Genomic DNA, 15966 nt, shown 5'->3' with positions numbered 1-15966 from the left:
CTCACGGCCGCTCATCGGGCGGCGCAGTCTCAAGGATAAATGCCCCCGGTAGGGGCCAGCGCAGCATTCGATGATCGACTGCGCGGGCTTGCCGGAGGCTCGTTCGCTTTAGGGTGAAGCTGGGGCGCCGCGCGCTCTTTCGCGCCTTGCCCCGTCTTTGGATCAGATACCGCCGAGGCAGAGATACTTGATCTCCAGGTAGTCCTCGATGCCGTATTTGGAACCTTCGCGACCCAGGCCAGAAGCCTTCACGCCGCCGAAGGGCGCCACTTCGTTGGAGATCAGGCCGGTGTTGATACCCACCATGCCGTACTCCAGCGCCTCGGCCACGCGGAACACGCGGCCCAGGTCACGGGCGTAGAAATAGGAAGCCAGGCCGAACTCGGTGTCGTTCGCCATGGCGATGACGTCGGCTTCGTCTTTGAAGCGGAACAGCGGCGCCAGCGGACCGAAGGTTTCTTCCTTGGCCACGGCTGCGCTCGATGGTACGTCGACCAGGATGGTCGGCTCGAAGAAGGTGCCGCCCAGGCTGTGCGGCTTGCCGCCGGCCAGGACTTTGGCGCCTTTGGAAACGGCGTCCTGGATGTGCTCCTGGACCTTGGCCACGGCTTTCTCGTCGATCAGCGGGCCAGTGGTGGTGCCATCTTCCAGGCCATTACCGATTTTCAGCTTGGCCACGGCGGCCTTCAGCTTCTCGGCGAAGGCGTCATAGATACCGTCCTGCACGTACAGGCGGTTGGCGCAGACGCAGGTCTGGCCGTTGTTGCGGTACTTGGAGATCAGCGCGCCTTCCACTGCGGCATCCAGGTCGGCGTCATCGAAGACGATGAACGGAGCGTTGCCGCCCAGCTCCAGGGACACTTTCTTGATGTCCTTGGCGCATTCGGCCATCAGCTGGCGACCGATTTCGGTGGAGCCGGTGAAGGACAGCTTGCGCACGATCGGGTTGCTGGTCAGCTCACCGCCCACTTCGCCGGCACTGCCGGTGACCACGCTCAGCACGCCTTTCGGGATGCCCGCGCGCTCGGCCAGCTCGACCAGGGCCAGTGCGGAGAACGGAGTCTGGGAAGCGGGCTTGATCACCATGGTGCAACCGGCGGCCAGGGCCGGGCCGGCTTTGCGGGTGATCATCGCGGCGGGGAAGTTCCACGGGGTGATGGCGGCGGTCACACCGATCGGCTGCTTGATCACGATCAGGCGCTTGTCGGGCTGGTGGCCGGGGATCACGTCGCCGTAGACGCGTTTGGCTTCTTCAGCGAACCACTCGATGAAAGACGCGGCGTAGGCGATCTCGCCCTTGGCTTCGGCCAGCGGCTTGCCCTGCTCGATGGTCATCAGGCGGCCCAGGTCGTCCTGGTTCTCCATCAGCAGCTCGAACCAGCGACGCATCTTGTTGGCGCGTTCCTTGGCAGTCAGCGCACGCCAGGCCGGCAGAGCACGCTCGGCAGCCTCGATGGCGCGGCGGGTCTCGGCGGTGCCCATCTTCGGCACGGTGCCGATGATTTCGCCAGTGGCCGGGTTGTTGACCTTGATGGTCTGGCCGCTGTCGGCGTCCAGCCAAGTGCCGTCGATATAGGCTTGCTGGCGGAACAGCTTGGCGTCTTTCAATTGCATCTCTGTCTCCTTCACACCGGCACTTCACGGGTGCCGGGGCAAGTTGTTGTTCTTCAGCCAATGCGGGATTGGCCATGACGGAGTGATTGGAACGGCCCGGCTTATGAAAAGGCGAGGGGGCGTTTGAAATCTCAAACGGAATCCTAGGGCGCTGAAAACCCAAGGGCAATAGCCCGTTCGATAAAATCAACAAAAAGTCGGTGCTGTTTGTCGAAATCCTGATCAAAGATGACCAGATGCAGGACCATCGTTCAACATTGCGAACAAGCTGCTACTGCATGGACGCCAGGCATCTAGATGAGTATCATGGCGCCCCCATACGCATCCGTAGCTCAGCTGGATAGAGTACTGCCCTCCGAAGGCAGGGGTCGTGGGTTCGAATCCCGCCGGATGCGCCAGAAATGAAAAGGCCCCAGGAGAAATCCTGGGGCCTTTGTTTTTGGGCTGTGTAAAGATCGAGATACCTTGTGGTGCCTCGGCCCAGGCTCTAGCGAGCCAATTTCTGGTACAGCGGTAGAACCTTCGGCATCGCCGCCTGGAGCCCCTCAATCCTTGATCATGGTGCGGGATGGGCACTCATGGACTCGGGCTGCACCCCACTACCGGCCTTGCTCATTTCCCCAAAGGCTGATTGATGCTCGCGGGTCGTAGCAGCATTGAAATGCGGCTAAAGGCGCGTTTCTTCAGCCATCAACCTCAGCGAAGATCGGTGCTCAAACTCGGCGTACCGAATCCAGCCAGAGTCGCGTTCGAAGCACTCAGGTACTGAGACCAGAACTGATTGAGTGCGTCCATGGTCTTGCCCGAGCGGTAGGCATGCTTCACCGAATCGGTGACCAGGCCAGCGCCCGAAACGTAGACACGAGAGCCCTGCAGATCGGCGTACAGTCCTTTGCTTTGCGCGAGCTTCAATTCGTTGTTCACGTTGAGCTGCTTGATTTGGTTGGCTGCATAGAAGCTGGTGTATTCGGAGTGCTCAAGCATGTCCGAGATCAGGAAAATCACCCGATCATTCACGCCTTGCTCACGCTGCATGTCCTCGCCCACTTTTCGCAGGGAGTTCATGATCTCGCTCTTCGGAATGTCCTGGCGTGCTTGGCGTAGTCCGTTGACGAACTGCTTGCCAAAGCCAATCTGGAACGCCTTCTTCTGAGTGGTCAGGCATTGGTCCAGGCTACGCAGCTTGCGCTGGCTCACGTCATCACGGATTTCTCCTTCGAGCGGCATGTCCATCTCACCGGCATAGGTCAGGCGCAGATACTCGCCTGGCAGGAATGCGGAGAAGGTATATAGCTTCACGCGATCGCCAGCCTGTACGAAGCGATCGATCTGCCCCCAGCTGCTGCGCTGCAGATCCTCGGGCATCGGGATGGTTTGGTCGATAATGACCACCAGCTCGCGCCCGTTAGCAGCCGGTTTGATTTCGGTCAGACCGCTACGGTCGTAGCAGCTCTGCAGGTCGTTCCGCTCGGCAGCCAGCGCTGCACAGGGCAGCGCCAGCGCCAAGATCAATACCTTGGCCGCCCTCACGACAGTACTTCCTCTTTCTTAGCCGGGAACAGGCCCAAAGTTTTCAGGGCAATCTGCTGATCGCGGATGTCACGCAACTGGACTTCAGTGACACTCAGAGCACGGCTCGCGGCTGCAAGGCTTTCTTCCGGCAGGCCAGTGACATCATGGAAGTCGGTCGCCTTGATTGCGGCAGCAGGCTCAGCAGTCGGAGCAGGGGCGGCCGCCGCTACGGCAGGAGCAGCTTCTACTGGCGCTTCTTGCGCTACCGGAGCCGCTTGAGCGACGGGCGCCGACTGAGCTACAGCTTTCTGCGACACCTTGCCAGCCTTGTACTCGACGTAGGCCAGGAAGTTGCGGTGGGCCGAGTTCTCGCCTTCCAAGGCGCTGAGTACGCCATTGTTGGTATGGTCGCGGCTGGAAAGCGCTGTCTGTAGACGGCGCAGCTTGTCGTCAGCATGGCTAGCGACGGCAATGCGCTGCTGGTCCATGGCGTCCATCATTTCCTCAGCAGTAGCGTACTCATGAGTGAGGCGCCATGCGGTGTGGGAATGGGTACCAGCAAAGTGGTACTTGCTGGCCAGCCAGATGCTGATGCCTTGGATAGCGATGTATATCAGGGACAGCATGACGTAGGTGGTCAGGCTGGCCTGGCGGATGGCATCCATCTTGTCTTCGATGGTGGCGTCTTGAGCTTCATCGTTGATGGCCTGGGACTCATCCGGCAGGTCAAACGGCGAGCCAACGCTGCTGTCGCTCTGAACGGATGCCTCAGCTTTCATGCTGTTGACCATCTCAGTCTCAATGCTGTCCAGGGTGGCGGAGCGGACAACAAAGGCGCCAATGGCCATACATGTGACAAAGGCGCCACAAATAATCAGCCAGAGGAACTTGCGGGACACGTTGGAGTTAACGTCCGCCACACGATTCAGCAATTGCTCATAGTCAGGCTTGCCGCTGTCGCTGAAAGAATCTTCCAGGTTGATTGCTTTGCCAGACTTCAGAGTACGGGAGCGCTTGCTCGGTTCTTCGCCCTGCCACCAGTGACGTGCACGGGCAATCAGGGTGTTGTGGTGCACGGTATGACCAGCAGCCTCGGCAAAAACAGCCGACGCCACTGCCAGCAGGATGGCTGTGCCGGCCGTCAGAAGGTGACGGTCATTGGTCGAGGCATCCATGTTCATCCAGCCAGCCAGCACATAGGCAAAACCCATCGCCTCGATCAAGACCAGAGCAACTACCAGGAACAGAACCCAAGCCGGACGCGGAGAGCGACCTGCTTCACCGGCCTTGGCCAGGTAGTCGAGAGAGGCGTTATAGGCCTCCGGGCCCTTCATGTACTTCTTGAACTCGCGGTAGTACACGTTAGCGAGAGTAACTTCGTGGTTGATCCAGCCATCGCTATCGACCGATGACGGCTTGCGCGACAGGCGGGCGACAGTACCGATCAGGGGGAAGCTATGCCAAGCACGGATCAGGAAGTAGGAAACCTGTTCCCAGTACTTCCAGACGACCACGGCACTCACGAGAAGCGAGACGATGCCGGCGGTCAGCATTTGGTTTGCGAGGATCAACGATTTAAGTGCAGCTAGTGATAAGTCTTCCATATAGGACTTCCATGACTTGTTTTATTTGGTTGCGGGGATTGGCACGTAAGTAGCCACATAGGCATCCGAACCGGCGGCATAGAACAGGGCGCCTTCAGTAACCTTGGCGTTGCCCTTGCTGAACACGAGATCCATGCAGGACACGGATGCCTTCGCATCGCGGGCAAACACTCGGTACAGCACCTCGCTTTCACCCTCGTAGGTGTTTGCTACAGCCTTGATCGTTTGCGCCCTGTTTTTGGTGTTTTGGTCGTAGTTCTCAACAACCTGCAGGATCGGCTGACGATCCACTTGTGCGCTCTCGCGCAAGATCGAGACCGGCGACACGGTAACCAAGTGACCGTTAACGGTGTTGGCCCACACGCGATTGTTGTAGCCCGGCAGGTAATCCTTGGTGGCATGACGCTGCAGAGGCTTGTCATCCGCCATGCTTAGCACTTCACCGGCACTACGCGGCATGTCAGCTTCGCAGCTGGCCATAGGCATTTCGTTTGCGTGAGCAGAGCTGACTAGCTCAAAGCCACTGTTCTTCGGCTTGATCTTCTGGGCCATGGACCAGTTGTAAGCATCAGTAGGCTTTCCAGCGAAGTCGACAGCAGGACTTGCCTTGGAAGCCGGCTTAGCAGAGCTGCTGGTGCTGGCGACTGTAGTTGAGGACGTAGATGACTGAGTGGCTGCCGGTGCGCTCGTGGAGGCTGGGGACTTGATTGTCGGAGCGGCAGCAACACTTGCCTTGGGTACCGTGGAGGTACCGTACTGCAGGTACTTGGTGTTGCCTGCCTCAGCCTGCGTACGCATAACCAGCGCTTGATCGTTGGCCAGTTCAACGATTTCTACGCGGCGGTTCTGGCCACGAACGAACACATCACTGTTATCGGCGATTGGTCGAGAAGCCCCTGCACCTTGGTAATAGATCGAGCTAGCCGGGATACCAGCAGCTACGAGCACTTTGCCTACGGTTTTAGCCCGACGCTCAGAGAGCTTTTGGTTGTACTCAGCGTTGCCGGTGGCATCGCTGTGGCCAACAACCAGGAGGCGACGCTCCTTCGCTTCTTTGGCCGCTGCTTGCTGGTCAGTCGCCTTAGGCTTGGCGTACATCTCGGCCAGCTTGCTCACTGCACGCTTGCCGCTTTCGGTAAGCTCTGCAGAGTCGGTGGCAAACATGCCGGTGTCTTCGATCTGAGTGACCAAGCCCGCTTCTTTCGGGACTGCAGTTGCAATCGCGCCCTCGGCGACGGTTAGCTGCTCGGTCTGGATCTTCAGGTTCTCTTCTTTGGCGATTCGATCCAGCTCTTGAAGACGGGACTGCCACACGTAGCCAAGCGCACAACCAAGCGCGCCACCAACGGCGACACCAGCAAGGACACCGTCCTTACCCTTCAGGGCATACCCTGCAGCAGCGCCACCAACGACGCCGACGCCGCAAAGAACTGCCATACCATAGTCTTTGCCAACGCTATTAACGGATTCCTGTAGGTCTTGCATTTGCTGACTGGAGCAGCCAGCTGCCGTAAGAAAGGCGCAACTGAGCGCCGTAAGGCGAAACGATCTGTGCATGACGGCTCCTTGCCGATCAAACTTCTTGACGGTGGCATTTTGACATCCAGCCACGCGCGGAATTTACAGAGAGATGCAGCACATTGCCACTACAAACCAGTCGACTCAGAGTCCGGTTCTTTCTGACCAGCTAGGCATGTGGAGCTGCAGGATTGCGCGGATATGCGCCTGAACGCGGCTCGGGGCCTGTTGCACAGCCTGGCAAGCATGACGCCGGGCGACGTGGATGGGCGCGACCTGATGCACATCGCCGATGCCGCGCAGTTGCTGCTGACCGATGCCTGCGACCTGGAGGCCGCAGCGCGGAAAGCGGCCCGCCGGGAAGCCGGCCGCTGATGGGGGAGCCCACGAGAATCGAGGCTCCACTGCGCCAGCACCAAGGTACCGCCGCCCACCAACGCCAAGGCATCAGAACAGGTTTCGGAGCACCAGGAAGGCACCGGCGCTGAGCAGCGCGGCGGCGGGCAGGGTGATGATCCAGGCGAGGCCGATGGGCTTCATCAGGCCCCAGTTGGTCTGGCGGTTGACCAGGCCGATCCCGAGCACGGCGCCGATCAGGATGTGGGTACTGGATACCGGCAGGCCCATGACCGAGGCCGCCATCACCACCGCGGCAGCAGCCAGCTCGGCGGAGAAGCCTGAGGCCGGATGCAGTTGGGTGAGGTTGTGGCCCACGGTCTGGATCACTTCCTTGCCGATGAACCAGAGGCCGACGATCAGCGCCACGCCGAAGGTGATCATGGCGACGGTGGGGATGGCCGCCTGGGAGCCGGTCTCACCGGTGCGCAGCACGTCGATGATGGCGGCGAAGGGGCCAATGGCGTTGGCGATATCGTTGGCGCCGTGGCTGAAGGCGAAGCCGCAGGCAGTGAACACCTGCATCCAGCTGAAGATGAGGAAGGTGGCGCGGCCCAGGGGTTCGTCCCGCAGGGACCGGGCGAAGACGTAGGTGGACATCCACACGCCGACGCCGATCATGCCCAGCAGCAGGTAGCTGTTAAGGGTGGTGAGGCCCAGTTCGAGGTTCTTCAGGCCTTTGAACAGCAGCATGGAGCCAATGACCATCGCACCAATGGCAGCCACCAGCGGCACCCAGGTTTCCAGGGCGCGGTGGGAGGCGATGTCTTCACGCTGGCGATCCAGGTGGTAGAGGCCCTTGAAGTAGTCGGACTCCAGGTCCTCGGGGTCGAAATCACGGTCGCTCATCAGCTGCTGGTCGCGCGCCATGGCGTGGGTATAGGCGACCTTTTGCAGCTCGGAGAGACGGTCAAAGCCTTCCTGGTGCTGGGCCTTGTGGGCGCGCTTCTGCTCCCGCAGGGCTTCCAGACGATCTTCGGCACGCTCGTTGTAGGTCAGGATGTGTTTCTTGATCTGGTTGAACAGCAGGTAGGCCACCAGGCCACCGAGCAGCGGCGAGAGCACCCAGGAGATGACGATTTGGCCTATCTTGTCCCACTGCACCAGTTCGAGGGCGGCCTCGCCTCCCTGCATCAGGATGCCGAGGGCGATAGAGCTGCCGACGATGGCGCCGATGATGGAGTGGGTCGTGGAGACCGGGTAGCCGCGCTTGGTGGCGAACAGCAGCCAGAGCGCGGCGGCGATCAGCGCCGACATCATGATGTAGACGAAGTCGAGCGGCGCTACCTGCATCGCCCCCAGATCGACGATGCCGCCGCGGATGGTCTGGGTGACGTGGCCACCGGCGATGATAGCTCCGGAGACCTCGAACACCGCGGCGACGATCAGCGCCTGCTTGATGGTCAGGGTGCCAGCGCCCACCGAGGTGCCGAAGGAGTTGGCGACGTCGTTGCCGCCGATGTTGAAGGCCATGAACACGCCGAACAGCGTGGCCAGGACGAACAACAGGATATGGTTGCCCTGGACGTAGTCGACGCCCCAGAACAGGAAGTAACCAGTGACGGCGATGAACAGTGCGCTGAAGAACAGGCTGATGGGCGAGATGCCAGGCGTGCCAAGTGGCGACACACTGCGGGTGGTCGTGGGGTTGGTCATGAATGGCTCCGAAGCAGGACCGGTTGTCGTCGAGCCGGAGCCAGGCGGGCCTGGAACTGCCGCTCGACGGCACGAACCCCTTGGGGGTTCGTCGTCGCGCAAATTAAGACAGTTTCATGACCATTTGATGACAGTTCTTACATCGCCCGTATGACGGGGCCTCTTTCACCCCGGGGCGGCTTCAGGCCAGGTAGTCCTCCACCAGCTTGACCCAGCAATCGGAGCCGATGCGAACCAGCGCGTCGTTGAAGTCGTAGTGGGGGTTGTGGACCGAGCAGCCGTGATACTCGCCCTCGCCGTTGCCCAGCATGAAGTAGCAACCCGGCACCTCGGTAAGCATCCAGGCGAAATCCTCGGTCCCCATCACTTTGGCCGCGCGCGGCAGCACAAGCCCTGGCTCGAACAGCGGGGTGAGGCTGGTGCGCAGCAGCTCGGTCTCCGCTTCGCTGTTGACCAGTGCAGGCGCGAGCTGGGTGATTTCCAGCTCGATCTCGACGCCGAACAGCTGCTCGTGGCCGCGGACGATCTCCTGCAGCCGCTGGTTGATCTTGCGCTGGGTGGCGGGGGTGTCGGTGCGCACGCTGACCAGCATCCGCGCATCGTCGGGAATGATGTTGTAGACGGTTCCCGCCGCCACCGTGCCGATGCTGATGACCGCGTACTCCTCCACCGCGAGGTTGCGCGACTTGATGGTCTGGATGGCGTTGATCAGGCTGGCCAGTACCGGTATCGGATCCACCGCGAGCTCGGGCATGGCACCGTGGCCGCCACGCCCCTTTATGTGGAGCCCAACACGCTCCGAGGACGCCATGGTGGGACCGGACTGGACCACGGCGGTGCCCACCGGGATGCCGGGCATGTTGTGCAGGGCAAAGATGGCATCGCAGGGGAAGCGTTGGAACAGTCCGTCTTCCATCATGGCGCGGGCGCCACAAAGCCCTTCCTCGTCGGGTTGGAAGATGAGATTCAGGGTGCCGTTGAAACGGGGTTCCCGCGTCAGGCGCCAGGCAGCGGCAAGCAGAATAGCGGTGTGGCCGTCATGGCCGCAGGCATGCATCCGGCCTGGAATGTGGCTGGCATGGGCGAAGTCGTTCTTCTCCTGCATGGGCAAGGCATCCATGTCGGCCCGCAGGCCCAGGCGACGGCCACCTTCGCCACGACGCAGCACGCCGACCACGCCATGGCCCCCAATTCCGCGATGCACCTCGTAGCCCCAGGCTTCGAGCCTGCTGGCCACGAGGTCGGCAGTGAGGGGGGTGTCGCCGCCCAGCTCCGGGGGCTTGGTGGATATCGCGGCGCAGTTAGACGAAGGCGTCGAGGTCCAGCTTGGCGCCGGGTTGGATCAGTGCATTCATGGGGTCACTCCCGTCCGGGGTTTTCAGGGAACAGAGCCAGGCAAATATCACCGGTAAGGTGATGGTCCAGGCGAGCAGCTTCTTGCGCAGTACATGGCGGTCGGCGAAACGGCCGGCCAGGGGCGTGATCACCGCCAGGCAGGTGCTGGCGACACAGGCGATGGCCAGCAGGGTATGACGCAGATCGATCTGGTTGCGCCAGTGGCCCCTTTGGTTGGCGGGCTCAGCCTCGTGGGTTTCCGGCAGGCAGCGGCGGATGTACCAGCCCACCGGACCGATCAACAGGCCGATGGTGAGACTGAGGGCCGCCTTGCGCCCGTGACGGCCTGCGAAGCGGCCAATGACCATAGCGCCCACCGGACGCATGAGGAAGCCGACGCCGAAGGTGGTGAGGGACATCAGCAGCGAGGCCATTTCCGACTGGACCGGGAAGAAGTTCTTCGCGATCACCACGGCAAAGAAGCTGTAGATGGTGAAGTCGTACATCTCCAGTGCATTGCCCAGGGCACAGGCCACCGTGGCTTTTCTGGAACCGCTGGCCGATCGAGCGCCGACGCTGGGAATGGGTCTTTCCTTGCAGGCCTCGGCCGAGGGTTTTCCCGCCCTGGCGCGGGTGGCGTCGGGGTTCGGCTACTGCAACGTCGACAAGGGTTTTGACGATCGCATGGCGCTCTACGGGACCCTGGGCGCCTTCACCAGTTATCACGACTCGGAGCACCACAGCGGCTTCCGTCTGGAGGGTGGCGGCGCCTGGACTAACAAGCTGGGGGCTTACCTGCGTAAGGCCATGGACGAGGAGACGGTATTGGAGCTGGATGTGGAAGAAGGCTTCAACCTCAACGGCCAAGCCTTGGACCAGCACTGGAAACAGATCGGCAGCCTGCGCCTGGCGGTGGCGGCGCTGCGCAACAAGCGCTTCGGCAAGGTGGAATACGGGAAGACCTACGGAATGGGGACGCCTACCTACGCAGACCCGTTTCTGGCGGTCTACGGTTCGCCCTATACCTTCCTCACCCTGCCGCCGCCGGGTAGGGGTGCCTTCTACCTGGACATGCGGCCCAAGCACACCCTGGCCTATACAACGCCGTCGCTGGCGGGATGGAGCCTGGGTACAGCGATGACCTTCGGTTTCAACGATACGGCCAGCTCCGGGAAGACCCTGCGCGGCCAGGGCGTGAAGCTGCAGTACAACTCGCCGTCGTTGATGTTGCTTGGCTCCTACAACCAGTACCTGAGCGACCCCTGGGACGACAACGGCCACAACCGGCAGACCCGCAACCACTACAGCAGCGCATCGGTGTTCTACGACTTCGGTCCGCTGGCCTCCAGCCTGACCTGGCAGCGCCAGGACGTGGACTACGCCACCACGCCGAGCATGGAAGCCCGGACCCTGGGATTAATGGCGCCCGTAGGCCGGACGGATGTGGCGCGTTTGCTGCTGGTTCACCGGGACCTGGAGTTCGGTGAGCGGGATGCCACCGGGGTGATGCTGGGCTACGACCATTTCCTGCAATCCAACCTCGCCCTGTACCTGCGGGTGGCACTGATCGACAACCAGTCGCAGTCTTCCCTCAGCCATGCAGGCATTCCACTGGAGCAGCCCGGGGACGATCCGCACAACGTGGCGATAGGCGTCTACTACCACTTCTAGACCTGGGGCAAGGCGAGCTCGCTGACCGCCAGGCGGGCCTTGAGGCTGTAGAACAGGTCCCGAGCCGGGGAGGTAAGCGAATGCCTGTCGATGCAGACCAGGTAGATGGGGTACTCGGGAATGATCTCTTCCACCTTCACCTGGACCAGATTGGTGTTCAGCGCGCCCGGCATGACGTTGGCTAGGCCCAGTTCGATGAGGGTCATGAAGGCTTCACCCCGCCGCAGAAACCGCAAGGCCAGCATCACTGAGGAGCACTCGATGATGCGCTGGGGCGCGTGAATGTCGTTGACCTCGAACATCTGATAGAACTGCGAGGAGCGGTCGTCGATCTCGTCAAGGCTGAGCCAGTTGGCGTATTGCAACTGGCGCAGGGAACGGGAATGGCGCAGGGGGTTGTCGGTGCTGCAGACCACCACACCACGGATGCGGTTAAGGGCTTCCCAGTCGAGATTGAGCCGCTGGGTGTTCTGCTGCGAGGTGATTGCGAAGTCGAGGGTACCCTCGCGCAGGCGCTGAAGGATCTGGCTGGGGCGCAGGTCCACCAGCTTGAGGCGTACGCGGGGGTTTTTCGTCTGGAAGACGGTGAGGCTTTCCTCCAGCCCATCCAGCATGGCGGTCAGAGAGGTGACACCGATGGAATTTTCTCCAACGGTCATGGCCTGGATGTTCTCGGCCTCGATCTGCAGGCGCCGCAGGCTCTCCACTGCCAGTTGGGCGTGGCGGATTACCCACCGCCCTTCCTCGATCAGCGACATGCCCTTGTAGGAGCGCTGCAGCAGGGTGAGCCCAAGCTCCCTTTCCAGGTCTTTGATGGAACGTATGCGCTCCACAAACCCCACCTTCATTTGAACTGACCGCTTGCGGATGCTGGGCTCCCATTTTCCCAGTGGAGCCCCGTCATGATGCGTCCGGACGCCAAGGTCAAAGCCGTCTATCTCTATCCGAAACCCGTGGACTTCCGGAAATCCATCGATGGCCTGGCGGCCCTGGTGGAGCTGGATATCAAGGTGGCCGTGTTCGACCCGGTGTTGTTTGTCTTCCTCAACAAGACCCGCAATCGGGTAAAAATTCTTTACTGGGGTGTGTCACGAACGCTGGCGTAAGCCAACGATGCTGTATCAAAGATGGGAGCAGGCCTCCCGGAGTCTGCTTGCAGGAGCTGGCTTCAAACCGCCCGGTGCTGCTGCGTTCAAAAGGCGTGGTGGTGAGCGACCGTTGGAAAAGGCGCCGATAACGGCGTCAGGTACGTATTGAGAAGATGAGCGAAAGCAAACCGTCCGAAGACGCATCGTTAAGGATTCAAATGCTGTCAAAACCGAGGTCGCCCAGTAGTCTCGGGATCAGTCTGGAAGATACCTGTCTACTGTCCAGATGGCAGCCGGTGTATAGGCGGCATGAGCTCAATACAGGCTTTGATAGGGAACGTGAGAACCTCGCCTTTGATGCCAAGGGAAATGACAAGCGGCTACCACCGCAAGGAAGAATACCGATGCAAAGGTCGAGGGGCGGAGCCATTCGTAGTAGTGATGAAGTTCTTGTAATGAGAATGGAGCGAAGGGATGGCGTTGCCCAGCTCGCCTGTGTCGTCAACCTGCTTCGGCGGGGAGGAGCGGCATGAGCGCAGCAAAGTCGTACAGCATTTCCAAACTGACAGTTTGGGAGGCCTTCCAGCGAGTGAAAGCCAATCGAGGAGCCGCTGGGATAGATGAACAGTCTATTGCCCAGTTCGAGCAGAAGCTGCAATGCAACCTGTACAGGGTCTGGAACCGGATGTCATCGGGCTCCTATTTTCCGCCAGCGGTACGGCAGGTGGAAATTGCGAAGCAATCAGGAGGCAAACGCAAGCTGGGTATTCCGACAGTCGCTGACAGGGTGGCTCAGACAGTGGTCAAGCTTCTTGTAGAACCTGGTCTGGACAGGCTGTTTCATCCGGATTCTTATGGATACCGGCCTGGAAAGTCAGCCAAGCAAGCGGTTGAGATCACTCGAAAGCGCTGCTGGAATTTAAGTTGGGTGGTGGAGTTTGATATTAAGGGAGCCTTCGATCACATTGATCATGGGCTGCTGCTCAAAGCGGTAAAACATCACATAAAGGACGAGTGGATTCTGTTGTATATCGAACGGTGGCTTAAGGTGCCGTTCGAGACTACTGACGGCGTTCAGGTACCGCGTGAAAGTGGTACGCCCCAAGGCGGGGTTGTCAGCCCCTTACTGATGAATCTGTTTATGCACTATGTATTCGATACCTGGATGCAACGGAATTTCCCGGGCTGTCCATTCGCACGCTATGCCGATGATGCGGTGGTTCACTGCCGCAGCGAAAAGCAGGCGTGTGAGGTCATGGCGGCAATCAAGGCACGGTTGGAAGAGTGCTTGCTGTCCATGCACCCGGAAAAGTCGAAGATCGTCTACTGCAAAGACAGTAACCGTAAAGCAGCTTACCCAACGACGCAGTTCACGTTTCTGGGATTCACCTTCCGGCCACGGGAGGCATGGGGCAATCATGGACGCAGGTTTACCAGCTTCCTGCCCGGTGCCAGTAACGAGGCTCTGAAACGGATGCGCCAACAAACTCGCAGCTGGAATATCCAGCGGCAAACACCGGCCAGCCTTCTCGAATTGTCACAGCAGTACAACGCTACCCTTCGAGGGTGGCACCATTACTATGGTGCCTTCTATAAAACGGTCATGCGCAAGGTTTTCAATCACTTTGATTTGAAGCTGCAACGCTGGGCCCGTCAGAAATACAAATCATTGGCGGGGCATAAGCGTCGCAGTGCTGACTGGCTCAACCGGATGAAGAAGGTATGTCCATCGTTGTTCGTGCACTGGCATGTCTTTGGAAATGCAGATCGACTGGGTAACGGGAGCCGTATGAGTTGAGAGACTCATGTACGGTTCTGCGAGAGGCTGAGGGTGAAACTCCCTCGGCCTACTTACCAGCGCAATGGCTTCTGCCTGTGGTTCAAGCGCCTGCAGGCCGAGCGCTTCAAGACCAAGCCCAATGCTGAGGAACCCATTGTGTTGACAGTGCGGGAGCTGAATCAGCTGCTGGCCGGTTTCGACCTCTGGGGGAACCAGCCACACCAGGTGCTGACCCCGCGTTTTGTGAGCTGAGCCGGTATAATCCGGCGCCATGAAATCTGGCGCCGACTCCCTTCCCGACGATCCCGTCCTACTCAAGGCCCTGGTTCTGCAATTGCAGGAGCAGGTCGCTCTGCTGCGCCACAAACTGTTCTCGCCAAAGTCCGAGCGCAGTCCCGAGGATGCCGACTCCCCGCAACTGGCCATGTTCAACGAGGCAGAGGAGTTGCTCGAAGAAGCTGCTGGCGGATCGGGTGAGGCCGAAGCCGAAGCCGAAGCCGAAGCCGAAGCCGAAGAAGTCGTCGCCCCCGTGAAACGACGTGGCAAGCGCAAGCCCCTCCCGGCTGAGCTGCCGCGCGTGGAAATCGTCCACGAACTGCCCGAGCACGAGCTGACCTGCGCATGCGGCTGCCGCAAACAGGCCATCGGCGAGGAAACCAGCGAACAGTTGGAAATCATCCCGATGCAGGTACGGGTGATTCGCCATATCCGCAAGACCTACGCCTGCAAAGTCTGCGAAAGCGCCCCGGTCACGGCCGACAAGCCAACCCAACTGATCGAGAAAAGCCTGGCCAGTCCCAGCGTGCTGGCCATGCTGCTGACCACCAAGTACGCCGATGGCATCCCGCTGTATCGTTTCGAGAAGATGCTCAGCCGCCACGGTATCGACATCCCCCGCCAGACCCTGGCGCGCTGGGTGATCCAGTCCGGCGAACAGTTGCAACCCCTGCTCAACCTCATGCGCGACCAGTTGCTGGGCTACCCGGTGTTGCACTGCGACGAAACCCGGCTCCAGGTACTGCATGAGCCTGGGCGCGATCCCACGGCGCAGTCCTGGATGTGGGTGCAAAGCGGCGGCCCACCGGAGCAACCGGTCGTCCTGTTCGACTACAGCACCAGTCGTGCGCAGGATGTACCGTTGCACCTGCTCGCAGGCTATCGCGGCTACCTGATGACCGACGACTATGCCGGCTACAACGCCGTGGCCGCGCAAGCAGGGATCGAGCGCCTGGCCTGCTGGGCTCACGCCCGGCGCAAGTTCATCGACGCGCAGAAGGTGCAGCCCAAGGGCAAGATCGGGCGTGCCGACATGGCCTTGAACCTGATCAACAAGCTCTACGGCATCGAGCGCGACCTGAAAGAGGCTAACGACAGCGTACGTCTGGTCGCCCGTCAGCAACGTAGTCAGCCACTGCTCGATCAACTCAAGGCCTGGCTGGACAAGACTCAGCCACAGGTCACCGCGCAGAACGCCCTGGGCAAGGCGGTGAACTACCTGGCCGGCAACTGGAGCCGGCTCGTGCGCTACGTCGAAGGCGGGCATCTGCCCATCGACAACAACCGCGCCGAGAACGCCATTCGCCCCTTCGTGATCGGCCGCAAGAACTGGCTGTTCAGCGACACGCCCAAGGGCGCCACAGCCAGCGCGCAGCTCTACAGTCTGATCGAGACCGCCAAGGCTAATGGGCAGGAGCCCTATGCCTGGCTGCGCTATATCCTCGAACGCCTGCCCTTGGCCAATAGCATCGAAGACTTCGAAGCCCTGCTGCCGTGGAACTGCCCGCCGACGAGC

Annotated in this window: 12 protein-coding genes, 1 tRNA gene and 2 pseudogenes; 7 read left to right on the top strand and 8 right to left on the bottom strand. The window is 60.5% G+C overall.

The window, feature by feature from the left end:
- Positions 1-162: 162 nt before the first annotated feature.
- Positions 163-1614: an NADP-dependent succinate-semialdehyde dehydrogenase gene (gene gabD / locus FFS60_RS17835; RefSeq protein WP_028629163.1), complete on the bottom strand. Its 1452-nt coding sequence runs from the start codon at positions 1612-1614 to the stop codon at positions 163-165.
- Between the two features lie 321 nt (positions 1615-1935).
- On the opposite strand from gabD, the gene FFS60_RS17830 reads away from it, so the two are divergent.
- A tRNA-Arg gene (locus FFS60_RS17830) sits at positions 1936-2012 on the top strand.
- Positions 2013-2310: 298 nt separating this feature from the next.
- Here FFS60_RS17830 and FFS60_RS17825 read toward each other — a convergent pair.
- Genes FFS60_RS17825 through FFS60_RS17815 form a run of 3 tightly spaced genes read right to left on the bottom strand, consistent with a single transcriptional unit; the run spans position 2311 to position 6287 of the window.
- Complete coding sequence (locus FFS60_RS17825; RefSeq protein WP_245586536.1) at positions 2311-3120, bottom strand: hypothetical protein; 810 nt, start codon at positions 3118-3120, stop codon at positions 2311-2313.
- 20 nt (positions 3121-3140) lie between these two features.
- Positions 3141-4730, bottom strand: coding sequence for a hypothetical protein (locus FFS60_RS17820; protein ID WP_137822713.1), 1590 nt, complete (start codon positions 4728-4730; stop codon positions 3141-3143).
- Between the two features lie 21 nt (positions 4731-4751).
- Complete coding sequence (locus FFS60_RS17815) at positions 4752-6287, bottom strand: OmpA family protein (protein ID WP_137822712.1); 1536 nt, start codon at positions 6285-6287, stop codon at positions 4752-4754.
- Positions 6288-6449: 162 nt separating this feature from the next.
- Between FFS60_RS17815 and FFS60_RS28725 the strand changes: the two genes are divergently transcribed.
- The gene (locus tag FFS60_RS28725) at positions 6450-6623 is read left to right on the top strand and encodes a hypothetical protein (RefSeq protein ID WP_171016537.1); all 174 of its coding nucleotides are present in this window, start codon (positions 6450-6452) and stop codon (positions 6621-6623) included.
- A 72-nt stretch (positions 6624-6695) separates the two neighbouring features.
- On the opposite strand, the gene FFS60_RS17810 is transcribed toward FFS60_RS28725, so the two are convergent.
- The 3 genes and pseudogenes from FFS60_RS17810 to FFS60_RS17800 form a co-directional block, all read right to left on the bottom strand.
- Entirely contained in the window at positions 6696-8300 is a 1605-nt protein-coding gene (locus FFS60_RS17810; protein WP_137822711.1) for an inorganic phosphate transporter, read from the bottom strand.
- Between the two features lie 181 nt (positions 8301-8481).
- A pseudogene (locus FFS60_RS17805) lies at positions 8482-9601 on the bottom strand (amidohydrolase).
- A 99-nt stretch (positions 9602-9700) separates the two neighbouring features.
- Positions 9701-10141: pseudogene (locus FFS60_RS17800) on the bottom strand (MFS transporter); the annotation flags it as partial.
- Between the two features lie 76 nt (positions 10142-10217).
- Here FFS60_RS17800 and FFS60_RS17795 point away from each other — a divergent pair.
- Positions 10218-11306, top strand: coding sequence for a porin (locus FFS60_RS17795; RefSeq protein ID WP_171016538.1), 1089 nt, complete (start codon positions 10218-10220; stop codon positions 11304-11306).
- Here FFS60_RS17795 and FFS60_RS17790 read toward each other — a convergent pair.
- Positions 11303-12154, bottom strand: a complete 852-nt coding sequence (locus tag FFS60_RS17790; RefSeq protein WP_137822709.1) for a LysR family transcriptional regulator — start codon at positions 12152-12154, stop codon at positions 11303-11305. The genes FFS60_RS17795 and FFS60_RS17790 overlap by 4 nt on opposite strands.
- Before the next feature lie 54 nt (positions 12155-12208).
- Between FFS60_RS17790 and tnpB (FFS60_RS17785) the strand changes: the two genes are divergently transcribed.
- The 4 genes from tnpB (FFS60_RS17785) to FFS60_RS17770 all read left to right on the top strand — a co-directional run.
- Positions 12209-12412 carry an IS66 family insertion sequence element accessory protein TnpB gene (tnpB, locus tag FFS60_RS17785; protein ID WP_256658109.1) on the top strand — a complete coding sequence of 68 codons (204 nt, stop codon included), beginning with the start codon at positions 12209-12211 and terminating at the stop codon, positions 12410-12412.
- 511 nt (positions 12413-12923) lie between these two features.
- Positions 12924-14192: a group II intron reverse transcriptase/maturase gene (ltrA, locus tag FFS60_RS17780; protein ID WP_137822708.1), complete on the top strand. Its 1269-nt coding sequence runs from the start codon at positions 12924-12926 to the stop codon at positions 14190-14192.
- A gap of 27 nt (positions 14193-14219) precedes the next feature.
- Positions 14220-14426, top strand: a complete 207-nt coding sequence (tnpB, locus tag FFS60_RS17775) for a transposase (protein WP_256658111.1) — start codon at positions 14220-14222, stop codon at positions 14424-14426.
- Positions 14427-14445: 19 nt separating this feature from the next.
- Positions 14446-15966: IS66 family transposase (locus FFS60_RS17770; protein ID WP_137822707.1), on the top strand; the 1521-nt coding region annotated here is incomplete at its 3' end.

Origin of the sequence: Pseudomonas sp. D(2018) (assembly GCF_005502555.1) — a bacterium.
Lineage (GTDB): Bacteria > Pseudomonadota > Gammaproteobacteria > Pseudomonadales > Pseudomonadaceae > Metapseudomonas > Metapseudomonas resinovorans.
This window is presented reverse-complemented; position numbering and strand designations above follow the sequence as displayed.